This is a genomic window from Rosenbergiella australiborealis (assembly GCF_018494035.1).
Classification (GTDB): Bacteria; Pseudomonadota; Gammaproteobacteria; order Enterobacterales; family Enterobacteriaceae; genus Rosenbergiella; species Rosenbergiella australiborealis.
Map to the genome: position 1 here is coordinate 95617 of NZ_JABBFO010000009.1, position 26060 is coordinate 121676.

Here is a 26060-nt window from a genome sequence, read left to right on the forward strand (position 1 = left end):
ATCAAACCAAAACAATATAAAAAGGAAAAATTAATTTATAAAAAGCCACCTTTAAAATTTCAGGTGGTTTTTTTTATAGTTAATCTACTCTTTAACTGATGAAGTTTCGGCAATGAGATCAAGCTGAGCTTTGATAGGATCTTGTACTACCTGGATATGATGATCACCAAAATCTAACAGCTTATCGCTAGTGGGTGAATAAACCGGCCATTCAGCAAGATTACTGGCTGTCGGGTGGCCAGTCTTCGCAAAGTCGACCCAATAATCATGTAAGGCATTCGAGGTTGCGAAATCACTTTGCGTGACGTTATTACCAAACCGTGCCGGCAATGTTTTAAACATATAAGGTAATTCTGAAGCATGAGGAGCGCCCGGCCACTCTTTTCTCATAGTCTCAGCGACGTAAGAAAAACGATAAGCATAAACAGGAATATTCGTAGCACTCACTAACCGTGCGATATTACGTGCAGGTTCAATCATCATTCTTTCACGGGCGATAGTTGCTGCTAATTCCTGTCCACTAAGGTGACCATTAGGATCGAAAATCGCTCTTGCTTTCTCTTTCTCTGCACCGAATGAATTAAAGATTTCGTCTTTATTTTTAGTGGTCGGAAAACCTAAATCAGCATTCGTCGCACCGATGATCAGTGGGATTTTAGCTTGCTTTCCTTCAGCAAATCGTTGACTTGCGGGGTTAATGACAATTTTACCATCGCGAATTGGGCCACCGACATAGGTGTTACTCCCGGCCATTGATCCCATGTTTAGGCCGTCAACGATTTTGCTCGCAGGCAGTGCGCGAAGTTTTTCTAATCCTTGCGCACCCGTATCCGTAATACCCATCGATTTCGCAAAATCGATACCGACCGTTTCAGCCGAGGCTAACCCATTGTGAGACGAGGATAAGTCACGCATCGGTAAAAGACTTCCACGTCCGCCCCCTGACATGACGATAGCTTTATTGAATAGTCCTTGAGCAGCAGGCGACGCCATGAGATCTAACACTGAAGCTCCGCCCGCAGATTCGCCAAATACCGTGATGTTGTTATCATCACCGCCAAACTGATGGATATTCTCTTTTACCCATTTTAGTGCAGCAATTTGGTCCATATACCCATAATTACCTAAGGGTTCATCTTTTCCTGCCTCAGCGGTTAGTGCGGGGTGGGCAAAGAAACCAAAACGTCCGACACGGTAATTAAAACTGACCATCACCACGCCAGATTTAGCAAAACTCTCACCATTATAAATCGCTGTTGAAGAGCCGCCATTGACATAGCCCCCACCATAGATCCAAACCATAACTGGACGTTTTTGATCACTTTTTGCTGCCGGCTTCCAAACATTAAGATAGAGACAGTCTTCAGAAGGCTGAGTACCCATCGGCGCTGCATCGCCCTCAAAAGGTTTTTGCATGCAATCAGAAGCAAAACTATCTACTTTTTTAACCCCTGTCCACGCCGTGAGTGGCTGCGGAGCACGCCATCTGAGCGAACCAATGGGTGGTTTTGCATAAGGAATACCAAGAAATGCTACGACCCCGTCCTGTTCAGTACCTTGAACGTCACCAGTGCTAATCGGGACTACCGGGCTGTCTACCTTGCCACTACCCCATGCAGTTGATGATAACGACGTACCGAGTAATAAACACAGCCCTACTTTTTGATATGTATGCACAACGCCCCCTTAAAAATTTAAAATGATTTTTAAAATCATAGTGATAAATTAAAAACAAGACTAAAATTTCATACTACTTAATTCGGTAATACTCTACTTAAGCATAGCGGACTGGGTAGGCATAGGAGGATAGGTAAGATTTATCTGGCCTATATCGCCAGCCTACGACTCGCTTTAGGATGAGTTTCAGCTAATACTGCATGATAAATAATACTACGACTGTAGTATTATTTATGGTGAAATGAATCAAATTTCTATGCTCATCTTATAACCCTATTTTACGTGTATTAAGTCATTCATAATTAATTATTCAATAATGTTTATCTACTTACACTCTATCAGGTTATTTATTATCGAAATAGTTACCGGGTAATTGACCAGGCGCTTTATTGATAACCTCATCATTATTAGCACCTTCGTTTTTCATATAAGTGACTTTTGCAAACTCAGGAATAATGACATAAGGGTATGCTGGCCCTTCATCACGAAATTTTCTCATATCATCAATAAATTCGTTTTGATAACAAATCGTTTTTTCAGGGTGCTGGCCTTCTCCTGCAATCCATTGAGGAAAGAATATCGTGCCGTGAACAAGCTCACGGTTCATATCGAACAGTAAACTGACACAAGTACCGGTGGGTTCATGCCAATCGACTTTATAAATACCAGGTGCGAACTGTACCGCATTCATTTGCTGATGAGTGACCCATCTTCCACCCACTAGACCTTGATGGATCCGGTAGTCGCAGCTATTTTCGTTACGGGCATACCATTCATATTTCCAGCCATTATCATAGGTATACACAAAATGCGTGCCGATAAACGCTGATAAATCTTTCGATGACTCCATAAGATGGACCTCTTGAATGTTGAAGGAGAGTTAAATCAGTCTTCACACCTTAAGTGTGAGCCAAACTCGGTTCCTCAGCAAATCCAGAAGGTTAAAAATATCGTAAAAGGAGTAACGATTTCTTCCCTATTTTAGCCATACGCGGAGGTATCTGTAGTGGTCAAGAAAAACTGGCCACGGATTTAGCGTTTTTCCAGAAAAATCATTCTGATTTATTCGGCGCCAAAGGAACATATTGATGACTCAGATCTTGAAAAATCTACCACATTATCTGATTTCCGGTTGTAGCCAAATCTCCCGACAAACGAAATGAGTTAATCACTCCAACTATGCCTATAAAGCGTAATTATAATATTAAAAAAATATTTATAATTAATATTATTAATATTAAAAAAAATCGGCGATTAAAGTACACCATTTTAATTTATAAGAAATAATACACAATGATATTAACCGATGGGATAATTTCCACGCTAACTAAACGCACCCCAATAATAAAAAGAGCCTGCAAAACTTGATTCACATCAACAAAACAATAAAGAACTATGATTAATGGAAATAATAGTATAAAAAACCAATTTAAACCAAAAAACTAGAGATAAACACCAGTTTTTCTGTAATAATCTTAACATTATTCATACAAAGCTCCGAAGTAGTTAATAACGTAAATTAACTATTGCCTAATCTATTGGCTAACATTATATTTCCGCCCCCAAGCCGACCCATCGACTTAATAATTAAAAAAACTGTAAGTACGATGAGTTAATTATTTACGTATTTTTACCAAGGCAAAATTAAATGAATTTTAAGCTAACACTGGGTGCTGTAATTATGGCATTAACTTTTTCGCATGCTGCATTAGCGGATGGTGAAACCCCGACTGATAATACAAATGTTCCGACTACCGGGAAAATTCATTTCTCCGGTGAATTGGTCGCTTCAACTTGTGGTTTAAAACCGGGACAAGACCCTATCGAGGTTGAATTTGGACAAATTCCTATCGGCTCTCTTACACCAGATACACATGTTGGGTTAACGGAGAAAAATATCGAACTGCAAGGCTGTGACACAACAACGCTGAAACATGCCACGGTGACCTATACCCCTGCGCAAAATGAAGAGGCGAACTCAAGTTTGGCCGCTTTCACTACCGGTGATGCATCCGGTGCGGGTATTGGCTTGATCGCCCATGATGGAAAAACGGTGACTTGGGGTGAGGCAACGTCGGTAACTAACCTAGTTAACGGTGATAATAGTATTCCATTCAAAGCTTACGTCCAACGTGTAGCAAAAGAAATCATCCCGACACCAGGTCAGTTTGAATCGACTATCAATTTCCAAATTGATTATAACTAATTAGAAAATAGGCCAAGTGAGAAGACCACTTGGTCTATCTCTTGGCCGACTATGAAAATTAACGATTATCATTTATCTCTCGTATTATTACTGTCATTAATGCACTCGCTCGCCGATGCTGCCGAAGCAGGCCTTGAGTTCAATACTGACATGATTGATATGAGCGATCGAAGCACGTTACATCCGGAACGATTTACGGTCAGAAACTATATTGCGCCGGGTCAGTATCATCTAACCGTTGTGGTCAATAGCCGAGAAATTGGAGAGTCTTCTATCTATTACAGTGAGGAGGGAGAGAGTAATAAAAGTACGCCGTTGATTAAGTCATCCTTCTTACCAAAATTAACCTTAAATAAAAAAGCGCTGTCCTATGTAATGGCAGTTAAAAATGGTCGCGTTGATATATCGAAAATCCCAGGCGTTAGTATAAAAAATAAAAATGGCCAGCTAATTATTAATATCCCCCAAATATGGCTAAAATACACTAACAGTGACTGGACACTCCCTGAAAACTGGGATGATGGAATCAATGGCTTTATCGTTGACTATAATGCCAATGCAGAAGTCACTCATTCACTTGATTCTCAGCATGACCGCCAGAATATTTCTGCCTATGGACAAGTCGGCGCTAATGTTCAAAGCTGGCGATTGCGCGCAGCTTATCAAAGTAGTACGCAAGAGCAACAGCATCATTTTAGCTGGCAACAACTCTACGCTTTTACACCGGTACGTGCATTAAATGCAAAAATGAATGTTGGCGAGATCACCTTAGATTCTGATCTCTTCGATAATATTCGTTTGACCGGAATGAGTCTAACGTCTGACGAACGTATGTTACCTCCCGATCTGCAGGGATATGCACCAGAGGTTAGAGGGGTTGCACAAACGAATGCTTTGGTCACCATCATGCACCAAGGACAAGTGTTATATCAAACACATGTTGCTGCAGGACCATTTAATATTACGACGTTACCCTCAAGCCTGCGTGGAGTGCTAGACGTAAAAATTACTGAGCAAACCGGTGAAGTCAGGACATTTCAAGTCGCAACGTCGAGTCTACCGTACTTAACTCGCCCCGGTCAGGTGCGATACCACGTCTATACTGGTCGTGCGTCCGGCCTCGCGGATAAAGTGCATAAAACCTATGGCGGTAACCTTTATTCCGGGGATTTTTCTTACGGTATTAGCAATGGTTTTTCACTTTATGGTGGCGGGCAACTGGCGGGCAGCGAGTATTACGCAGCAGCAATAGGTATCGGTCGAGATTTTAAGCAATGGGGTGCATTATCTTTTGATGTCATCCATTCTAATAGCAGCTTACCTAAAGAAAACCAGTCCTTAAAAGGTCACTCTTTTCATATTAACTACTCACGAAGGATAGAGTGGATAAATAGCTCAGTAACCTTGGCGGGTTACCGCTTTAGCGATGGTAATTTCCGTAGCTTAAGTTATTACATCAATGAAAAGTATTTACCTGGACAGCATGATCATCGTGATAAACAACAAATTAGGCTGATTACGAATACCACCCTCTGGGAAGACTCTCAGCAATGGCGTACATCTCTCTATCTGAATTATCAGCGTAATTATTATTGGGATCAGAAACGCCAATCAAACTATGGTGTGTCCCTTGGACATACTTTTATGTTGTGGACTTATTATCCAGTGACAACTGGGCTTTCTTTTTATCACTCAAGTTTTGAAAAACAGTCCGAGAACAGCCTATCTCTGACGCTTAGCGTGCCATTCGGCGAGACGGGAAGAGTTGGCTATGATATGCAGCATAACGGTAAAAGCACTACGCTTGCGACCAGTTATAGCAGCTATATCAATGAACAGGATTTTTGGCGAATTCGGACTGGCCGTTCATCGGTAGGAAGAGTACAAGCTGATGGGATCTATCATCATCATTCGTCATTAGCCGATGTCGAGTCCAGCCTTAATTACCAAGAACAACAAGGTATTTATGGTGCCGTCTCCTTGAGAGGCAATGCCATTCTGACTCGCTATGGTATTGGCACTAATGGTGGCAGCTATACCGGCAATGATACGCGTATCTTGGCGGATACCAATCATATAAGTGGAATTACCTTTAATCATCATCAAGCACGTAGTAACGGCATGGGGTTAGCCGTATTGCCTGGCGTGATGAGCTATCAAACGATTGATACTCATATTGATAGCGATTCATTAACCGCTAAGCGCCATAGCCAGCACACGGTGCGCAGTATTACGTTAACGGAAGGCGCTATCGGTTATGAACATTTTGATGTCCGTGGCGGTTCTAATTTCTATTTAGCGCTTACCGATGAAAATAATCAGCCGCTGACCTTAGGAACGGAATTGGTCAATATGGCAGGTCAAACCGTCGGTATCAGTGACGATAACGGTATGGTCTGGTTAACCGGCGTTCACCCAGGTGAAAAGCTCATCAGTACCGACGAAAACCATAAAAAACACTCTATTACAGTCCCGACTGGCAGCGTCAGTCCACTCTCATAATATTAGGATTTAAAGATGAAATTAACTCTATGTAGACGCCTAATGGGTAGCGTCGTTTTAACCCTATGTACCCTCAATGCCTATGCGGGTATTTCTATTGATCGTACTCGTATAATTATCGATGCCGCAGAGGGATCGGCGAGTGCTGAATTAGTGAATAACAATAAAGAGCTTCCCTTCTTAGCACAAAGCTGGATGGAAAATAGCGATCACCAAAAAATCACCACACCTTTAATTGTGACACCACCGATCCAACGTATTGATCCTGGAGAGAAGGAGAGTGTTCAAATAAATGTGCTACCCGGTGCCAAGCAGTTACCACAGGATCGTGAGACGATGTTTTATCTCAATGTTCGTGAAATCCCACCGAAACCTAAACATACTAATACCTTGCAGATGACATTACAGTCGAGAATTAAAGTGTTTTACCGCCCTGAGTCGTTAAAAACCCAGATACACACTAAACCTTGGCAGGAAAAATTACAGTTTACCCGGCTCTCTGATAAGAAATGGCAAGTCTCCAACCCTACACCGTATTACGTGATACTGCTTGGGCTATCAAAAGACAAATCCATTGATAATAATAAAATGCTCACCGATTTTACCGGCTTAACATTAGCGCCTTTCGGGAAAGCTGAATTCGGTACCCATCAGTCAATGGTCAGCGATTTTTATCTTTTTTATGTAAACGATTTTGGCGGCCATCCGATGATCCCTTTTCATTGCCAAGGTCAACAGTGCCTCGCAGTGAAATAAGGGTATTTCCATGAATTTTCTAACTAAGGCAGTTGTTTTAAGCCTATATTGTTTTGGCCTATATTCTGCCAGTGCGTATGCTTATATAGATGGTGAAGTTATCCCTGATGGTGGGGCATATAGCCCCAGTTTACCAAACTTAGAAAATATTTTTTCGCCTGGTACAACGCAGGGCGGCCAGTCTTCGCCGAAAGAATATAATCTCGGCAGTCAGTATTCGGCAAAACGCTACTGTTCAACCGAGATGGCAGGCATTCAGCACACATATTTTCGTGCGGATATAGCGCCAGGACTAACCGAAGTACCCGGCTATAAAGATTTTTATCGTATTAATGAATTTTTGGCCGTTAAAATTGAAATCTTTATTTCTGGCAAAGGATTAGTCACCGTTCCGTTTAATAATGTCGAGAATAGCGCAAGTGTTGCTCAGCAATGCCATCCTAGCGATAACGGTACCGTCACGACGGTATCCACAGGGTCACGAGGCCGACTCACTTTTTTAATGCTCGATAATTTCGTGAATGGCGCGTCAGTCGACCGGACAGTATTAACGAAACTGTATGCCCGCACGGGAAAGACCTCTTCGGCATTTGGCCCTCAACCGATTTCTGAACTTGTCTTACCTGCAGGGAAAATATCGATACAAGATCGTTGTGTTATTAACGACGGACTACCCATCGAAGTTAATTTAGGGGATATCCCCGCAAACAGTAAACGTTTAGATGGGAACGCTTATGCCCAGCCCTTTAATGTAAAAATTCGCTGTGCCGGCGGTAGCTTTATGTCGGGGAATTTACTTTTACAAGCTTCGATTAAACCTGGCGCAGCCGGTACAGCCGCTTTTAATCACCAATATTTTGCCACCCAAGGTTCGGGGGATCACAGTGCTTTAGGGGTAGTTCTTCGCCAGCCTGCAGGGGTTGTCGTTCCCGAGCAACGTTATCAGCTCACCCACGAGGGAAATCAATATAGCGAGCATACCGCTCTATGGCAGTTATCCGCAGCGCCGATTGCTGATCCTGCTAGCAACGCGGTTCCTGAAGGTGAGTTTGAAACAAGCGCCTCCATTATTATCGACTTTAATTAATCAGAGTATATCGATGAAGTTACTCACACTCACCCTATGGGGTTTTTGTTGCCTATTTTCTTTCATGGCTAAAGGCAAAACGGTCACTACCGAAGGGGGAGATCTGACCATTAAGGGCAGAGTGATTGCTCAAGCCTGTGAAATTGATAATGCGGATCGCGATATTGATCTCAAGCGATTTTTTGTTCAAGAGTTGGCCTCAGGCTCGCGTCGCACCGTTCCTTTTTCGATTCATTTAAAAAATTGTGATAACAGTATTTATCAGCATTTAACGGTGGTTTTTTCAGGAAACGAAGTGCCTAATCAAGCGGATCACATCATCACTGAATCCGATGACGGAGAGAGTGATCCAGGACTCGGATTAACATTTACCGAAGGTGACGATACCCCGATCCGCCTGAATCAGCCCACGAAGGCCCATAAGATCAACCAAGATACAATGGCGCTAAAATATAAGGCGACTGTCGTTCCTATCGCAGGAAAAACAATGATGCCAGGTAAATTTCATGCCACGCTAAATTATATGATTGAGTATCTTTGACCGTTCAAGAAAAAGAGTCGGTATGAGTACGGCCTTTTCTGCTTCTGCGGACAGTATTCAAAAAGCCCAGCTTAATTTTCTGGGCTTTTTTCTTTAAAGCGGTGGAATGATAAAATGGTTCTAAAGTAGATTTACGTACTATTTTTCCTTTTTGCCAACGACTAGAGGTCTTCTGACAAGAATATTACTCGAGTCAGGTTTCCCGCAGAGACTATTTGGACATCATGGAGTGTTTGGTCGCCATACTTAGTCATTATAATTTCAGAGGAATTGACCATTTCTTCAAATATAACGATATCGAGGCCCAACACCTGACTAAGAACTTCAGGTATTGGAAGGATGTTATTAACGCTAACCTAAACTCGATAATTCATTGTGAAACCATAATCATTCACAATTTTTAAGTAATAATAGAGAAAAAATTCTATATATCAGCCACACTGATACAGTAAATAGAACTAATGGACAGTGACATTATAGTTTAATAAAAAACATTGAAGTTTCATATTTTATCAAGCAACATAATATTACTGATTAGGTTTATTACTTTACCGTTTTAAAGCAGTGAACTGACAGAATCTCGTGGATTCGGTCATTAAATAAACCTGAAATAATCCGTCAGTCACTTGGATGAATAACGATTCATAGGATCAGGATTTATTTAACCGATTCTAAGGCGTTTGAGCGGTATGCGTAAGAAGGCCTTGTGTTAAATAGGTCATGCAAAGAACTAACCGAACTATCATTCATAACGATCGTTCGGTTATTAATCACTAAGTTTAGCTATTGATAAAATCTAGGAGATCTTTATTTACCTTCTCAGCATGAGTGGTAGGGATACCATGCGGAGCACCTTGGTAAGTATGCAGTTTTCCGTTTTTGACTAATGACGCGGATAACTTGCCAGAGTCATCATAAGGAACCACTTGATCATCATCTCCGTGGATAACGAGCACAGGAATGGAAATACCTTTCAGGTCGTCAGTAAAATCCGTCTGAGAGAACGCTACAATGCCGTCATAGTGTGCTTTTGCACATCCCATCATTCCTTGACGCCACCAGTTATAGATAACGGCTTGGGAAGGTTGCGCTCCATCTCTATTGAACCCATAAAATGGTCCTGCTGGTACATCATAATAGAACTGACTACGGTTTGCGGCTAACTGAGCTTGCATGCCATCAAATACCGATTTGTCTAAACCTTGAGGGTTTGTTTCAGTCTTGACCATGATCGGAGGTACTGCACTAATTAAAACAGCCTTTGATACTTTATCTTCGCCATGTCTAGCAATGTAACGGACGACTTCTCCGCCACCAGTTGAGTGACCAACATGCATTGCACCTTCGACCCCAAGGTGTTTTACGACCGCAGCAACATCGTCGGCATAATGATCCATGTCATGGCCATCAGAAACTTGACTAGAGCGGCCATGCCCGCGTCTATCGTGCGCGACAACACGGAAACCCTTATTCACGAAGAATAGCATTTGTGCATCCCAATCATCGCTACTTAGAGGCCATCCGTGGTGAAAATAAATCACTTTCCCGTCCTTCGGACCCCAGTCTTTATAGTAAATTTCCACGCCATCGTTAGTTGTTACGTAACTCATCTGTTACCCCTTCATCTTAGTATGTTTATTATAAACGTAGTAAGTATAGAAAAGATTGCAACATGAGATACCCATTTATAGCTACGGCTGTAAGCGTCCACTTTAATGGGTTATGTTAAATCATTCGGCAACATACTGATCACGATATTGCCATTTTTTAGATACGGTCATCCAAACTAGATAAAATAAATTCAGCTCGTTCCTCTACTCGAGTACGTGGTAATTCTATAAGCTCGTATTTGTATCGATTGTAGCATTCAACCATTGCATCAAATGTTTTGACTGACTCCCTATAGGACTGTTTCCTTTCCGCGTCCTGTACGAATATACCTTTCCAAGGAGGGGCTATAAATACAGTTCTGGCATAACGAAATAGACTGATGGCTTTTTCTATATGCTTAGGGATAGGGATGTCACAGGTTGTGAGATAGCCAGCAATATCAGGAATCCGCCTATCGAAGAAATAAGGGTGCTTACTATCTACGGCTAGATGCCAAGAGCGCAATTCCCAGCTGAGCATTAATTCTGAAAAAGCCACCTTGTCTCGCCATGGCAAAGCGTTTCCGGCGATGATTGTCTGATCTCTGATTATTGATTATTGATTATTGATTATTGATTATTGATTATTGATTATTGATTATTGATTATTGATTATTGATTATTGATTGCGCAGCTTGATAAAAATATTGAGCTCTAATGAGTTTCATCAAACTTTAATTTTTTATAAAACTATAATTTCACCGTACATAGCCTTCTTTAATGCAGCGCACAATTTAATGTTCGGAAAGGGACTGCTAAGATCTATCTATAAAAAAAGCCCAGTATGCTTTTCAACCAGCAAAACTGAGCTTTTTTCATTTTATAACTCTTCTGTCATCCCATCTTTAAAGCTGCATTTGTCCTTACCGCTACTCCACCGTCACCGATTTCGCTAAATTACGCGGTTGATCGACATCCGTCCCTTTAATTAGTGCAATATAGTAAGAAAGTAATTGCAGCGGGATAGTATAAATAATGGGTGCAAGAACATCTTCGACATGCGGTAGAGGAATGATTTTCATATTCGGGCTATCGTTGAACCCAGCATCTTGATCGGCGAAAACATAGAGTAAACCACCCCGTGCACGCACTTCTTCAATGTTTGACTTCAGCTTTTCCAGTAGCTCGTTATTCGGCGCAACGATAATCACCGGCATATCGGCATCGACTAGCGCCAGCGGGCCGTGTTTTAACTCGCCTGCGGCATAAGCCTCCGCATGGATATAGGAGATCTCTTTAAGCTTCAATGCTCCTTCCATCGCGATAGGATATTGATCACCACGGCCTAAAAACAGCGCATGGTGTTTATCTGAGAAGTCTTCCGCCAGGCTTTCGATATTTTTATCTTTTGATAAAAACTGTTCAATACGTCCGGGTAAGGCTTGAAGTGCATGGATAATCTCATGCTCGACCGTTTCTGGCTTGCCGTTTAGACGTGCCATTTGTGCCACCAGCATCAACAGCACGGTTAATTGCGTAGTAAAAGCTTTGGTCGAGGCAACACCAATCTCAGTACCCGCTTTGGTCATTAACGCCATATCCGATTCGCGAACTAATGAAGAACCGTTAACGTTACAAATAGCCAATGACCCTAAGTAACCAATCTCTTTAGATAAGCGCAGTGCTGCAAGGGTGTCCGCCGTTTCGCCAGACTGCGATAATGTGATCAGTAGGCTGTCTGGGCGGACGACCGATTTGCGATAACGAAATTCTGACGCAATCTCGACGTCACAAGGCACGCAGGCGATCGCTTCAAACCAATAACGCGACACTAATCCTGAATTATAAGAGGTCCCACAGGCAACAATTTGAATATGCTTGGCACGCGCAAGTAAGGCTAGGCCGGCTTCACCTAATTCGCTAAGATCGATCTGCCCATCGTGAAAACGCCCTTGTAAGGTATTTTTAATGGCAATCGGCTGCTCGTAGATCTCTTTTTGCATATAGTGACGATAAAGGCCTTTATCTCCCGCATCATATTGCGCAGAAGACTCAATCACCGCACGGGTAACCGGCGTTTCATCACGTTGAAATAGAGAGACGGTACGGCGAGTGACCTCAGCCACATCACCTTCTTCTAAAAAGATAAAGCGACGCGTGACCGGTAGTAACGCCAGCTGGTCGGATGCCACAAAATTCTCACCAACCCCCAAACCAATCACTAACGGGCTACCTGAACGGGCAGCTACTAGTACTGAGGGGTCGTTGCTATCCATAATGACCATGCCATACGCACCGCGCAGGAGTTTTATCACACGCTGAACCACTTCCCGTAACGAACCACCATGAAGTTTCTGCTGCTGGTGGACTAAGTGAGCAACCACTTCGGTATCTGTTTGGGAGGTAAAGGTATAACCTTCAGCGAGAAGCTGCGGGCGTAGCTCATCGTGGTTTTCAATGATACCGTTATGGACCAATACAATATTATGGGATACATGAGGGTGAGCATTTACTTCGGAGGGAACCCCATGTGTCGCCCAACGCGTATGGGCAATTCCTGTGCCACCTGCCACCGGTTGTTGCTCAAGAGCATCCACCAGCGCTTGTACCTTACCTAAACGACGCACTCGGGTTAAATGGCCCTGTTGGTCAGCCACTGCCAAGCCAGAAGAATCATAACCGCGATATTCGAGACGACGCAGACCTTCTACTAAAATTTCAGCAATATCACGTTGTGCTACCGCACCCACTATTCCACACATAGCATTATCCTAAACTGTTTGAATATAAGCCGTTTTCACGAATGGCTTTTCTTTCTTGAGGGCTGCCAACCGGCTTTGCTTAACTGCTCTTTAGCGTTATAGGCTAACGATGCTGGGGCAATATCACGCATCACCGTAGTTCCCGCAGCAATAGTCACGCCGTCACCGACCGTAACCGGTGCAATAAGTTGAGTATCTGATCCCACAAACACCTGGTCACCAATTACCGTTTGGTACTTATATTTACCATCATAATTACAGGTGATAGTCCCTGCGCCGATATTCACATCACTGCCAATCGTCGCATCGCCGAGATAGCTTAAATGGCCCGCTTTTGTGCCTTTGCCTAACTTCGACTTTTTAACTTCAACGAAATTTCCAACATGAACCTGCTCCGCGAGTTCAGACCCTGGACGTAAGCGAGCAAAAGGCCCGACAGTACATTGCGCTGATAACTCAGCGCCATCAATCACGCTGTAAGGGCTAATTTCACAGTTATCACCGATCACGCTGTTACGGATGATACAGCCAGCACCAATCTTGACGTTGTTGCCCAGCACGACATCACCTTCGATAATTACATTACAATCGATATCGATATCGCGGCCATGAGTCAAATTACCGCGCAGGTCGAACCGCGCGGCGTCGCGTAGCATCACCCCGGCTAATAATAACTGTTCCGCACGATCTCGTTGATAGATACGCTCCAATTGTGAAAGCTGTAAACGATTATTCACACCTTCCGTTTCACTCTGTTTAGTCGGGTGTACTGCACAAATGTCTCGGCCTTCACGGTAAGCAAGCTCAATAATATCGGTAATATAGTATTCACCTTGGGCATTGTTATTGTTCAGCTGGCTTAACCATCGTTTAAGATCGGCGCCGTTGGCAAGTAATATACCGGTATTCACTTCTTTGATTGTGAGCTGTTGCGATGAGGCATCTTTCTGTTCAACAATGCCGGTGATCGTCGTATTGTCACGCAGAATGCGGCCATAGCCGGTAGGATTATCGGTAATAACCGTAAGTAGGGCAATGCCGCCTTGCGGTTTAGCTTCCCGTAACCGACGTAAGGTCTCTTCGGCAATTAGGGGAACATCTCCATACAGCATAAGGATATCTTCATCATCCCCAAAAGCTGGAGCGGCCTGCTGCATGGCATGCCCTGTTCCTAGCTGTTCTGCTTGCAATACCCAGTGCAGTGCCGGATCGGTTAAGCGCGCTTTAAGTAACTCCCCACCATGACCATAAACAAGATGGATATTTTTCGCCTCAAGAACTTTGGCTGTATCAATGACGTGTTGCACCATCGGCTTTCCTGCCAAGCTATGTAACACTTTGGGTAGGTCGGAGTACATCCGGGTCCCCTTGCCAGCAGCAAGGATCACGACACTCATCGCTTCATTAAACATACAGATCCTAATTCTTTTGTTCACTTGAAAGGTTATTCGCTTTGCGGGACAGAATACACCATATGACGCTGACTAAAATTAGATATTGTTAAGAAAAACGACAAAAAAAATGCCAGCCGGTAAGGGCTGGCATGATTCAGAGCACTAGGCCTGATTACATCGCTTTTTTGGTCAGTTCAATGACCCGCAGCTTGGCAATCGCTTTCGCCAGTTCCGCAGACGCTAGAGCATAATCAACATCGGTGTTGTTTTTGCTCATTGACTCTTCAGCGTGACGCTTCGCTTCAAGCGCTTGCGCTTCATCTAAATCTTCACCACGGATAGCGGTATCCGCCATCACGTTAACGTCATTAGGCTGAACTTCCAAGATGCCGCCGGAGAGATAAATGATCTCTTCGCTGTTATCTTGTTTAACGATACGAACCAAACCAGGCTTAATGGCGGTCAGTAACGGAGTATGGCCGTGAAAAATACCCAGCTCACCTTCGCTACCTGACACCTGGATATGTTGTACAGCACCCGAGAACATCTCTTTCTCTGCGCTAACAACAGTCAGGTGATAACTTTTAGCCATAACTATTCTCCTGGAAACTGTGATTACAGTTTCTTCGCACGCTCAACAGCTTCTTCAATGGCACCGACCATATAGAAAGCTTGTTCTGGCAGGTGATCGAATTCACCTTCCATGATGCCTTTAAAGCCACGGATAGTATCTTTCAGAGAAACATACTTACCTGGTGCGCCAGTAAAGACTTCCGCAACGAAGAACGGCTGAGACAGGAAGCGCTGAATCTTACGAGCACGAGAAACTAGCAGTTTGTCGTCTTCAGACAGCTCGTCCATCCCAAGGATAGCAATGATATCTTTCAGCTCTTGGTAACGTTGCAGTAATGACTGAACACCACGTGCCGTATCATAGTGATCTTGACCCACGATTAATGGATCCAGCTGACGACTGGTAGAATCCAGTGGGTCAACCGCTGGGTAGATACCCAGAGATGCGATTTGACGGCTCAGTGTCACTGTTGAATCTAAGTGAGCAAAGGTGGTCGCAGGTGATGGGTCAGTCAAGTCATCCGCAGGAACGTAGACCGCTTGAACAGAGGTGATTGAACCCGCTTTAGTCGAAGTGATACGTTCTTGAAGAACACCCATCTCTTCTGCCAAGGTTGGCTGGTAACCTACTGCTGAAGGCATACGACCTAACAGTGCTGAAACTTCGGTACCGGCTAGGGTGTAACGGTAGATGTTGTCAACAAACAACAGCACGTCACGACCTTCGTCACGGAACTTCTCAGCCATAGTCAGTCCGGTCAGCGCAACGCGCAGACGGTTTCCTGGTGGCTCATTCATCTGACCGTATACTAGCGCTACTTTATCGATAACGTTAGAGTCAGTCATTTCGTGATAGAAGTCGTTACCTTCACGAGTACGCTCACCCACACCGGCAAACACTGAGTAACCTGAGTGCTCGATCGCGATGTTACGGATCAGTTCCATCATGTTTACGGTTTTACCTACACCCGCACCACCGAACAGACCAACTTTACCCCCCTTCGCAAACGGACAGATCAAGTCAATAACCTTGATACCCGTTTCCAGAAGCTCAGTGGAGTTCGCCAGCTCTTCGTAGCTTGGTGCAGCGCGGTGGATAGCGTTAACTTCCACAGTGCTACCGTCTTCGTTCTTGATGTCACCTTTCATATCGATAGGTTCGCCAAGAACGTTCATGATACGTCCGAGAGTTGCTTTACCGACTGGAACCTGAATAGGTTTAGCCAAGTCAGTCACCTGAAGACCACGCTTCAGGCCATCAGAAGTACCCATTGCAATGGTACGAACGACACCACCACCCAGCTGCTGTTGAACTTCCAGCACTAAGCGAGCGTCACCATTTTTAACCTCAAGAGCATTATATACCTTCGGTACTGCATCTTGAGGGAACTCGACGTCAACGACCGCGCCGATAATCTGGACAATCTTTCCAGTTGCCATCTTGAATCCTCTACCTAATTCGTTACCTGGTTAAACCGCGGAGGCCCCCGAGACGATCTCGGTAAGTTCCTGGGTGATGCTGGCCTGACGAGCTTTGTTGTAAACCAACTGGAGCTCTTTGATCAGCTCTCCGCCGTTATCGGTTGCAGCTTTCATCGCCACCATACGTGCGGCCTGCTCGCTGGCCAGGTTTTCCACGACACCCTGATAAACCTGAGATTCGACATAACGGCGCAGCAAAGTATCCAGCAACGCTTTCGGATCGGGTTCGTACAGGTAGTCCCACGTTTTCGCCTTCAACTCTGCTTCGCCTTCAGCTGGCGGTAACGGCAGCATCTGGGTAACGGTTGGGGTCTGGGACATCGTGTTGTTAAATTTATTGCTAACGACATAAAGCTTATCGATACGACCTTCGTCGAAGGCCTGCAACATGACCTGTACTGGACCAATGATATCGGCCAATGCAGGTTTATCACCTAAACCACTCGCTTGAGCGACGATATTACCGCCGACAGCTTTAAAAAATGACAGCCCTTTCGATCCGATAATCGCCAGATCACTCTGAACACCTTTATCAGACCATGCTTTCATTTCAGTCATTAACTTTTTGAACAAGTTAATGTTCAAGCCACCACAAAGCCCGCGGTCAGTAGAAACGACCAAATAGCCGACGCGCTTAACGTCACGCTCATCCAGGTAAGGGTGCTTGTATTCCAGATTTCCTAACGCTAAGTGACCGATCACTTTGCGAATAGTCTCTGCATACGGACGGCTGGCAGCCATGCGTTCCTGCGATTTACGCATTTTGGAGGCGGCTACCATTTCCATCGCTTTGGTGATTTTCTGCGTATTTTTTACGCTTCCAATCTTACTACGTATCTCTTTTGCGCCGGCCATGAGCTTCTCCTCAAAGTCAGGCGGCCTGCTTTATCAGCAAGCCGCAAGACATTACCAGGACTGGGTTTTCTTGAACGTTTCGAGGAGAGCTTTAAACTTCTCTTCGATTTCGCCGTTGTAATTACCAGATTGGTTGATTTCCTGCATCAGTTCCGCATGCTCACGAGCGGCATAGGCTAACAGAGCAGATTCAAAACTGCCGATCTTAGACAGTTCAACATCACCCAAGAAGCCACGCTCAGCCGCAAACAGAACCAGACCCTGTTGAGAAACAGACATTGGCTCGTATTGCTTTTGCTTCAGCAATTCAGTCACTTTCTGACCGTGATCTAATTGCTTGCGTGTCGCTTCATCAAGATCTGAGGCGAATTGGGAGAATGCTGCCAATTCACGATACTGTGCTAGTGCGGTACGAATACCACCAGACAGTTTCTTGATGATTTTGGTCTGCGCTGCACCACCCACACGAGATACAGAGATCCCTGGGTTAACGGCAGGACGGATACCGGAGTTGAACAAGTTCGATTCTAAGAAGATCTGACCATCGGTAATAGAAATTACGTTAGTCGGAACGAACGCAGAAACGTCACCCGCTTGAGTCTCGATGATTGGCAGCGCGGTTAATGAACCGGTCTTACCTTTCACTGCACCTTTAGTGAAGTTTTCAACATACTCAGCGCTAACACGTGAAGCACGCTCTAGCAGACGAGAGTGGAGATAGAAAACATCACCAGGGAATGCTTCACGTCCTGGTGGACGACGTAGCAACAGTGAAATTTGACGGTAAGCAACAGCTTGCTTAGACAGATCATCATAAACGATCAGTGCGTCTTCACCACGGTCACGGAAGTATTCACCCATCGCACATCCTGCATAAGGCGCAAGATATTGCAGTGCTGCTGATTCTGAAGCAGAAGCGACAACAACGATAGTGTTAGACAGCGCACCGTGCTCTTCTAATTTACGAACAACGTTCGAGATAGTAGAGGCTTTTTGACCGATAGCGACATACACACATTTGATGCCTGAGTCACGTTGGTTGATGATTGCATCGATCGCCATTGCCGTTTTACCGGTTTGACGGTCACCGATGATCAGCTCACGCTGGCCACGGCCGATTGGAATCATCGCATCAACTGCTTTGTAACCTGTTTGTACAGGCTCATCAACAGATTGACGGTCGATAACGCCTGGTGCAATCATTTCAACTGGAGAGAAACCGTCGTTTTCAACAGGTCCTTTACCATCGATAGGTGCGCCTAGGGTGTTAACAACACGGCCTAGCAGGCCACGTCCAACAGGAACTTCTAAAATACGGCCAGTACACTTCACTTTCATGCCTTCGGCAAGATCAGCGTAAGGACCCATTACTACTGCACCAACAGAGTCGCGCTCTAAGTTCAGTGCGATAGCATAACGGTTACCCGGTAGGGCAATCATCTCACCCTGCATGACATCAGTAATGCCATGAACACGGATAATCCCGTCACTTACAGAAACAATAGTACCTTCATTGTGAGCTTCGCTCACTACATCGAACTGAGCAATACGCTGCTTGATCAGTTCGCTGATTTCGGTGGAATTCAGTTGCATATGCTCCAGTCCCCTTAAGACTGCAAGACGTCTGTCAGACGATCTAGACGGCCACGGATACTTCCGTCAATGACCGTATCACCCGCACGGATGATGACGCCTGCCATTACAGACTTATCGATTTTGCAATTCAGCTTAACTTTGCGTGATAAACGTTTTTCCATCGCAGCACTGATTTTAGCCAGTTGCGCTTCATTCAATGCGCTTGCAGAGATAACGTCGACTTCCGCCGTTGCTTCATACGCATCACGTAATTGAATAAAGCTTTCCAAAACTGCAGGAAGCGCGGTCAAACGACCATTTGTAGCCATTACCTTCACCAGGTTCTGACCATGGGCATCAAGCTGATCACCACACACAGCGTTCACCGTAGCAGCTGCTTTTTCAGGAGCGGTTGCACCTGAAAGTAAGTCAGCGAGCTGCGGCGTACGAACGACTTCTGCGGCAAATGCTAGCATGCTCTGCCAGCGATCAATAGCTTGGTGCTCAACAGCAAAGTCAAAAGCTGCTTTGGCGTAGGGGCGAGCTACAGTAATAAGTTCAGACATCAGCCCCTTCCTCCTTACAGTTCAGCGACCAGTTTATCAACGATGTCGCTATTAGCAGCTTCATCTACGGAACGCTCGATGATTTTCTCAGCTCCCGCGATAGCCAGTAACGCAACTTGCTTACGTAGCTCTTCACGGGCACGTTTACGCTCAGCATCAATTTCTGCCTGCGCTTGTGCGACGATCATAGTACGTTCAGCATCCGCTTCAGCTTTCGCATCTTCCAGAATCTGTGTACGACGTTTGTTCGCCTGCTCAATAATAACCTGAGCATCTTCTTTGGCTTTTTTCAGCTGGTCGGTCGCATTAGCTTGCGCGATATCCAGATCTTTTTTCGCTTGTTCTGCAGAAGATAAACTATCAGCAACTTCTTTCTGACGTTTTTCGATAGCAGCCATAATTGGCGGCCATACATACTTCATACAAAATAAGACGAACAGGATAAATGCGATGGCCTGGCCGAGGATTGTTGCATTAATATTCACAGCACAATGCCTCTCAATAAGTTAACTTGCTCTGCCGCTTATCGAAAATAAGCGGCAGACTCTGTTCTTTGGTTGTTGGTCACTAAAATACTTAACCAACAATGCTACTAGGCGACGGCAAACATCACGTAGAGACCCAGACCTACAGCAATCATAGGAATAGCATCCACCAGACCCATAACAACAAAGAATTGAGTACGCAGCAGAGGAATCAGGTCAGGCTGACGAGCAGCGCCTTCCAAGAATTTTCCTCCAAGGATGCCGATACCGATCGCAGCACCAATAGCAGCCAGACCCATCATCACAGCGGCAGCCATGTACAGCAGATCCATATTCACGTTTTCCATGACAGTCTCCAGTTTGTTTCAATCAAATCAATAATGTTGGTGTAAAAATCAATGCTCTTCAGATGCCATCGACAGATAGACGATCGTGAGGACCATGAAAATGAAAGCCTGTAACGAAATAATCAGGATGTGGAAAATGGCCCAAGGCACATTTAGAACCCACTGTGACCACCACGGTAACAGACCTGCAATCAGGATAAAGATCAACTCACCCGCATACATGTTACCAAACAGACGCAGACCCAGTGAAACAGGTTTCGACAGTAAGCTAACACCTTCAAGAATCAGGTTGATAGGGATGAAGATCGGGTGATTGAAAGGTTGCAAAGTGAGTTCTTTAGCGAAACCACCTACCCCTTTCATTTTGATGCTGTAGAACAGAATCAAAATAAATACGCCCAGAGCCATCGACAATGTTACGTTCACGTCAGCTGATGGAACGACACGCAGTGCTGGCAGACCTAGTACATGCTCACCAATATATGGCAGCAGATCGATAGGTAGCAGATCCATGAAGTTCATCAAGAAGACCCAGACGAAAATTGTCAGTGCCAATGGAGCGATGAGTTTGCTTTTGCCATGGTACATATCACGTACGTTGGCATCGACAAAACCTACAACAAGCTCAATTGCTGCCTGAAGCTTACCTGGTACACCGCTGGTCACATGTTTAGCAACTTTGCGGAATATAACCAGAAAGATCAGTCCCAGGACAACGGAAAAGAACATAGAGTCCAGATTCAGTATCCAGAATGTTGCCGGAGCGTCGTGCGCATTCACCAACTGGAAAGTACGGAGGTCAATCTGTAAATGCGTCAGATGGTGACCAATGTATTCCTGTGGGGTTGAGATTTCTCCTGCGGACATGATGCTTCTTACCCTTTTTTGTTAATTACAACCGGTGCGATAACTTGAACAACACACACCGATAACCAGCTTATTGCAAGGGGCCAAAATGCAGCCCCACACACACCTAACGCCACAATAAGCATGATGATGGTTAAAATAACCTTCATCGCTTCACCGAATGCAAAGCTCCAGGCCACACGCCCTTTTGCTGGTGATTGCCCTTGCAGGCGCCAGGCCAGAAACGTAAATAGGATATTTGGCAACCAAGCCGCAATCCCTCCTGCTAGAGCAGAAAATCCATCGTGAGTGCTTTTTAAGGTAAAAAGGACACCAAGAACAATGATTGTTCCAAGCTGGATTATCAGTACAGCCTTAGCCAATCGCATACTGTAAAAGGCTAGTGACATAACGTGATAATTCCCCTTTAACCCGGAATGGTATTTCGTGTGCTTAAAAAGCTGCTGTGGCCACTTAAAGAGTGAACAGCAAAAGCCGTGCAAATTATACGGGGAGCACCTACGATTTCAATCTGTAACTTGCGAAAAGATGAACAATTATTTAAATTTCTTTCAGAAAACCGTAATTACGGCGATTATCTTAAAAAAAATCACATAAATTAGGACGTAAGCTGCGTTAAGCCCACATTATAATTAACCAAAAAAATACAAAATTGAAACATAAAGGATTGACAAACGGTTAAACCCTTATAGTGAATAAGGTTATCGGTCATGCAGTGATGGGCGGATTGATGATGAGAAAAGCTTTCTATACGTTAAGTTGAAAAGCAGAGATGTTTTAGGTCTACACCTTTGCTTTTCATCCTATCAATTAACTTGCTTGTGCTGCTTTTTGTGCTGCAATACTGTTTTTATTATTAACGATACTGACCACACCAAATCCAATTCCGAGTGCAGCGGTAATCGGTGCAATTCCAACTGCAGCCCCAATTCCTGCTCCCAATTGTAAACCTGACCATTTAAATGAGGTGTTCAGGTTACTTGCTTTACACCCTGCATCGACAATTGAACCAATTGCCAAGCCCATTACGGCGCCAATGGGTGCGCTAATAAAACCAAAAATTCCGCCCGCTACTTGTTGCGTTTGATCTAAATTTAATTCTTTCATTTCGATTCCTTTCGTTCCTATACAAGATAGGATTAATATTTAAATTTATCTACACATGTCAAAGTGCAAAGGAAGGGTACTTAAAAATTAACCCTTTGTAAACAGGTGGTTAAGTAGGATTTTTAAAGGATTAAATGAAAAAAAGGAACCCTTTGGGTTCCTTTGGTTAGATTTTCTTAAGTATAACTAAATGTCGCTCTTCATCTAGCTCAGGTACCACTAACCGATGTGTTGCATCAATTTCAATCGTTTCAGGTAGTAATTGACATTCATCTGTCGGGTATTGCCCCTTTAATGCATAAAAACGTCCGTGCCCTTCTGCCGGCAAATGATCGCACCAATGCAACATATCATTGATTGAGGCAAAAGCGCGGCTTATCACCCCATCGAAATGAGGATCGGCAGGAAAGTCTTCTACTCGGGATTGTACAGGCAAAATATTGTCTAATTTAAGCTCATGTTGCACCTGTTTGAGAAATCTAACACGCTTTCCTAAGCTATCGAGTAATGTGAATTCAGCATTAGGCATAACAATCGAGAGTGGAATGCCTGGCAACCCAGGTCCGGTACCGACGTCAATAAAGCGGCTTCCCTTCAAATAAGGGGCCACAACAATACTGTCCATAATATGACGTACGATCATCTGTTGTGGATTACGTACGGAGGTAAGGTTATAAGCCTTATTCCACTTATCCAACAACGAAACATAGGCAATTAGTTTCTGTTTTTGTTGATCGGTAAGCGAAATTCCTGACTGATTGAGTAGTTTTGAGAGTTGTGTAATCACTGAACCTATTCCGACAAGGAGAGGGAGTTAACACTCCCTCTCAAAAACCTAAGCACTCTTACGAAGTAATCCCTGTTTTTTTAGCCATATTAGTAGGATTGAAATGGCCGCAGGGGTTATACCAGAAATACGCGATGCCTGGCCAATTGAAGATGGCTTATGATCATTAAGTTTAGCAACAACTTCATTGGAAAGCCCATTAACATTCTTGTAGTCAAGATCAATGGGCAGTACAGTGTTTTCATTACGTAAATGCCGGGTGATCTCTTCTTTTTGTCGAGCGATATATCCTTCGTATTTGACTTGAATCTCAACCTGCTCAGCCGCTAATGGATCGGAAACAGAGGGGGTAAATAAGGATAGTCCAGTTAAGGCTTGATAAGTCATTTCTGGACGGCGGAGTAGATCCTCACCATTTGCTTCTTTGGTTAATGGCGCACTTAGTACGTTATTGAGTGCATCGAGATCACCCGATTTTGGATGAACCCAGATATCACGTAAACGCTGACGCTCCAGCTCGATTGTTTCTAATTTTAGATTAAAGGCAGCCCAACGAGCGTCATCCACTAATCCTAATTCTCGTCCAATGGCTGTTAAGCGTAGATCCGCATTATCTTCACGGAGCATTAGGCGATACTCAGCACGTGAGGTAAACATACGGTAAGGTTCTTTTGTTCCTAATGTACACAGATCATCGACCAGAACCCCAATGTAAGCTTCATCGCGTCTTGGTGTCCACGACTCTTGTTCAGATGAGTAACGAGCCGCATTTAAACCAGCAAGAAGTCCTTGTGCTGCCGCTTCTTCATATCCAGTAGTACCGTTAATTTGACCTGCAAAGAATAAACCTTGGATATGTTTACTCTCTAGTGACGGTTTTAGATCTCTCGGATCAAAGAAGTCGTACTCAATGGCGTAACCAGGACGAATAATTCGTGCATTTTCGAGTCCTTTCATTGAGTGAACTATTTGCATTTGAACATCAAAAGGTAAACTCGTTGAAATACCGTTAGGGTAGATTTCGTTACTGGTTAGGCCTTCAGGCTCTAAAAAAATCTGGTGTGCGTTACGATCGGCAAAGCGCATTACTTTATCTTCGATCGATGGACAGTAACGCGGACCAATACCCTCAATAATACCTGCGTACATTGGACTGCGATCCAAATTATTACGGATCACATCATGAGTCTGTTCATTTGTGTAGGTGATATAACACGCCATTTGTTCTGGATGTTGTGCAGCATTCCCCATAAATGAAAATACAGGAATCGGGTTATCACCGTGTTGTGGCGCTAATTGACTAAAGTCGATAGTACGGGCATCAATACGCGGTGGAGTGCCTGTTTTTAGACGATCAACACGTAGAGGAAGTTCACGTAACCGGCGGGCCAACGGGATGGATGGCGGATCACCTGCACGACCACCACTGAAGTTATCGAGGCCAATATGAATTTTACCATCCAAGAACGTGCCAACAGTCAATACTACTGAACGAGCTTTGAATTTTAAGCCCATTTGCGTAACAGCCCCTACAACTTGATCGTTTTCTACGATCAGATCATCAACGGCTTGTTGGAATATCATTAGGTTAGGTTGATTTTCGAGAGCGGTTCTAACGGCTTGACGATAAAGCGCTCTGTCTGCTTGCGCCCGCGTTGCACGTACAGCTGGGCCTTTACTGCTGTTTAGTATCCTAAACTGTATACCTGCATGATCGATTGCTGTTGCCATCAATCCACCCAAGGCGTCCACTTCCTTAACCAGATGGCCTTTACCAATACCGCCGATCGCCGGATTACAAGACATTTGTCCTAGTGTATCGATATTGTGAGTCAACAATAGCGTTTTTTGGCCCATACGAGCCGCAGCCATTGCCGCTTCCGTGCCAGCATGACCCCCACCAATGACAATAACGTCAAAAGGATCTGGATAAAACATGAAGTGTACCTCGGTTGATGAAATCTGTCGGACTGAATGTCCAGGTGATGAATTCTACTTAAATTCTTGAATTGGTGAAAGTGGCACGATCCTTAAGGTTTAAAAGAATGATCTTTATTTTGTATATGATCTTTCTGTTAGATCTCTTATTAGGATCGTCTATTTCTGTGGATAACCATTACTTCTTCAACAATATCAGCTTGTTCAATAGGATCAGTTCTTGTGAATGATCGGTGATCGTTCTTAGTATAAGCTGGGATCAAGATCGGTACTTATACACAGCTCAAACAATGACCTAAAGTTATAAGGTGGATAACCACGGGTTTCCAGCATGATAATAGCATAGTTATCCACAGAACTTTAGTTGGATCGGCAGTAAAAACAGAGTAAAAAACTAGGGATCAAGACAAAAAAACGATCTAACACGGGGTTAAATAGCCTTGATCCACTCAGCGAGCCACTCTTCGGCCGGATCTTCGGGAATTTCATGTTCAAGGACGTCAATTTCTAAACGATCGCCGATACGTGTTGCACCCAGTGTCGTTAATTGTTCATCTAATGTCTTTATTGCCCCGCAAAACAGATCATACTCTCTATTACCAAGTCCAATTGCCCCGTAACGTATTGCACTCAAATCTGGTTTTTGTTCAGTAAGTGCTTCACTGAAATCGAGTAGATTATCGGGGAGCTCTCCAGCACCATGTGTTGAGGTGATAATAAGCCAAATGCCTTCTAACGGGACTTCGTCGAGCTCTGCACCGTGTAATAATTCACTGGTATGGCCTGCTTCGCTTAGTTTATCTGCGAGATGCTCTGCGACATACTCGGCGCTCCCGAGTGTGCTACCCGTAATAAAAGTGATTTCAGCCATATACCCTCCTCAATAAAGGCCGCTATTGTACTCGGTGATCAAGCAGTGATCCACCTGTGGATAATAGGGGGATTATTTTTTTTCATTGATTAA

Annotated in this window: 24 protein-coding genes; 5 read left to right on the top strand and 19 right to left on the bottom strand. The window is 44.2% G+C overall.

Annotated features, from left to right (window positions below):
• Window positions 1-84: 84 nt before the first annotated feature.
• Both HGT73_RS10600 and HGT73_RS10605 read right to left on the bottom strand, forming a co-directional pair.
• Complete coding sequence (locus HGT73_RS10600) at window positions 85-1677, bottom strand: carboxylesterase/lipase family protein (RefSeq protein ID WP_214214631.1); 1593 nt, start codon at window positions 1675-1677, stop codon at window positions 85-87.
• Window positions 1678-2020: 343 nt separating this feature from the next.
• The gene (locus HGT73_RS10605) at window positions 2021-2527 is read right to left on the bottom strand and encodes a phenolic acid decarboxylase (RefSeq protein ID WP_214214633.1); all 507 of its coding nucleotides are present in this window, start codon (window positions 2525-2527) and stop codon (window positions 2021-2023) included.
• A 798-nt stretch (window positions 2528-3325) separates the two neighbouring features.
• On the opposite strand from HGT73_RS10605, the gene HGT73_RS10610 reads away from it, so the two are divergent.
• The 5 genes from HGT73_RS10610 to HGT73_RS10630 are packed head-to-tail and all read left to right on the top strand — an operon-like array spanning window position 3326 to window position 8769.
• Window positions 3326-3883 carry a fimbrial protein gene (locus HGT73_RS10610; RefSeq protein ID WP_214214635.1) on the top strand — a complete coding sequence of 186 codons (558 nt, stop codon included), beginning with the start codon at window positions 3326-3328 and terminating at the stop codon, window positions 3881-3883.
• 51 nt (window positions 3884-3934) lie between these two features.
• A complete protein-coding gene (locus tag HGT73_RS10615; protein ID WP_214214637.1) occupies window positions 3935-6385 on the top strand; it encodes a fimbria/pilus outer membrane usher protein in 2451 nt (816 codons plus the stop codon).
• 15 nt (window positions 6386-6400) lie between these two features.
• Window positions 6401-7141 (top strand): fimbrial biogenesis chaperone, encoded by a 741-nt coding sequence (locus tag HGT73_RS10620; RefSeq protein ID WP_214214639.1) that lies wholly within the window; start codon window positions 6401-6403, stop codon window positions 7139-7141.
• A gap of 10 nt (window positions 7142-7151) precedes the next feature.
• Window positions 7152-8228 carry a fimbrial protein gene (locus tag HGT73_RS10625; RefSeq protein ID WP_214214641.1) on the top strand — a complete coding sequence of 359 codons (1077 nt, stop codon included), beginning with the start codon at window positions 7152-7154 and terminating at the stop codon, window positions 8226-8228.
• A 13-nt stretch (window positions 8229-8241) separates the two neighbouring features.
• Window positions 8242-8769, top strand: a complete 528-nt coding sequence (locus tag HGT73_RS10630) for a fimbrial protein (RefSeq protein ID WP_214214643.1) — start codon at window positions 8242-8244, stop codon at window positions 8767-8769.
• 779 nt (window positions 8770-9548) lie between these two features.
• Here HGT73_RS10630 and HGT73_RS10635 read toward each other — a convergent pair.
• From HGT73_RS10635 to mioC, 17 genes are all read right to left on the bottom strand, one after another.
• A complete protein-coding gene (locus HGT73_RS10635) occupies window positions 9549-10379 on the bottom strand; it encodes an alpha/beta fold hydrolase (RefSeq protein WP_214214645.1) in 831 nt (276 codons plus the stop codon).
• Between the two features lie 157 nt (window positions 10380-10536).
• Entirely contained in the window at window positions 10537-10971 is a 435-nt protein-coding gene (locus tag HGT73_RS10640) for an AAA family ATPase (RefSeq protein WP_338110777.1), read from the bottom strand.
• Window positions 10972-11287: 316 nt separating this feature from the next.
• Window positions 11288-13120: a glutamine--fructose-6-phosphate transaminase (isomerizing) gene (gene glmS / locus HGT73_RS10645; protein WP_214214653.1), complete on the bottom strand. Its 1833-nt coding sequence runs from the start codon at window positions 13118-13120 to the stop codon at window positions 11288-11290.
• Window positions 13121-13155: 35 nt separating this feature from the next.
• Window positions 13156-14532, bottom strand: a complete 1377-nt coding sequence (gene glmU, locus HGT73_RS10650; RefSeq protein WP_214214654.1) for a bifunctional UDP-N-acetylglucosamine diphosphorylase/glucosamine-1-phosphate N-acetyltransferase GlmU — start codon at window positions 14530-14532, stop codon at window positions 13156-13158.
• A gap of 154 nt (window positions 14533-14686) precedes the next feature.
• The gene (locus tag HGT73_RS10655) at window positions 14687-15106 is read right to left on the bottom strand and encodes a F0F1 ATP synthase subunit epsilon (protein WP_214214655.1); all 420 of its coding nucleotides are present in this window, start codon (window positions 15104-15106) and stop codon (window positions 14687-14689) included.
• A 23-nt stretch (window positions 15107-15129) separates the two neighbouring features.
• Window positions 15130-16527: a F0F1 ATP synthase subunit beta gene (atpD, locus tag HGT73_RS10660; protein ID WP_214214657.1), complete on the bottom strand. Its 1398-nt coding sequence runs from the start codon at window positions 16525-16527 to the stop codon at window positions 15130-15132.
• A 30-nt stretch (window positions 16528-16557) separates the two neighbouring features.
• Window positions 16558-17424 carry a F0F1 ATP synthase subunit gamma gene (gene atpG, locus HGT73_RS10665; protein ID WP_214214658.1) on the bottom strand — a complete coding sequence of 289 codons (867 nt, stop codon included), beginning with the start codon at window positions 17422-17424 and terminating at the stop codon, window positions 16558-16560.
• A gap of 51 nt (window positions 17425-17475) precedes the next feature.
• A complete protein-coding gene (gene atpA, locus HGT73_RS10670) occupies window positions 17476-19017 on the bottom strand; it encodes a F0F1 ATP synthase subunit alpha (RefSeq protein ID WP_214214660.1) in 1542 nt (513 codons plus the stop codon).
• Window positions 19018-19031: 14 nt separating this feature from the next.
• The gene (atpH, locus tag HGT73_RS10675; RefSeq protein ID WP_214214662.1) at window positions 19032-19565 is read right to left on the bottom strand and encodes a F0F1 ATP synthase subunit delta; all 534 of its coding nucleotides are present in this window, start codon (window positions 19563-19565) and stop codon (window positions 19032-19034) included.
• Window positions 19566-19579: 14 nt separating this feature from the next.
• A complete protein-coding gene (gene atpF / locus HGT73_RS10680) occupies window positions 19580-20050 on the bottom strand; it encodes a F0F1 ATP synthase subunit B (RefSeq protein ID WP_071432987.1) in 471 nt (156 codons plus the stop codon).
• 107 nt (window positions 20051-20157) lie between these two features.
• A complete protein-coding gene (gene atpE / locus HGT73_RS10685; protein WP_028684986.1) occupies window positions 20158-20397 on the bottom strand; it encodes a F0F1 ATP synthase subunit C in 240 nt (79 codons plus the stop codon).
• A 48-nt stretch (window positions 20398-20445) separates the two neighbouring features.
• Window positions 20446-21264, bottom strand: a complete 819-nt coding sequence (gene atpB / locus HGT73_RS10690; RefSeq protein ID WP_214214664.1) for a F0F1 ATP synthase subunit A — start codon at window positions 21262-21264, stop codon at window positions 20446-20448.
• An 8-nt stretch (window positions 21265-21272) separates the two neighbouring features.
• Window positions 21273-21653: a F0F1 ATP synthase subunit I gene (gene atpI, locus HGT73_RS10695; RefSeq protein ID WP_214214668.1), complete on the bottom strand. Its 381-nt coding sequence runs from the start codon at window positions 21651-21653 to the stop codon at window positions 21273-21275.
• Between the two features lie 421 nt (window positions 21654-22074).
• Window positions 22075-22371 carry a hypothetical protein gene (locus HGT73_RS10700; protein ID WP_214214671.1) on the bottom strand — a complete coding sequence of 99 codons (297 nt, stop codon included), beginning with the start codon at window positions 22369-22371 and terminating at the stop codon, window positions 22075-22077.
• Between the two features lie 166 nt (window positions 22372-22537).
• The gene (gene rsmG / locus HGT73_RS10705; RefSeq protein ID WP_214214673.1) at window positions 22538-23158 is read right to left on the bottom strand and encodes a 16S rRNA (guanine(527)-N(7))-methyltransferase RsmG; all 621 of its coding nucleotides are present in this window, start codon (window positions 23156-23158) and stop codon (window positions 22538-22540) included.
• Between the two features lie 48 nt (window positions 23159-23206).
• Window positions 23207-25096 carry a tRNA uridine-5-carboxymethylaminomethyl(34) synthesis enzyme MnmG gene (gene mnmG, locus HGT73_RS10710; RefSeq protein WP_214214676.1) on the bottom strand — a complete coding sequence of 630 codons (1890 nt, stop codon included), beginning with the start codon at window positions 25094-25096 and terminating at the stop codon, window positions 23207-23209.
• Between the two features lie 430 nt (window positions 25097-25526).
• Window positions 25527-25967, bottom strand: a complete 441-nt coding sequence (mioC, locus tag HGT73_RS10715; RefSeq protein ID WP_214214678.1) for an FMN-binding protein MioC — start codon at window positions 25965-25967, stop codon at window positions 25527-25529.
• Window positions 25968-26060 lie beyond the last annotated feature (93 nt).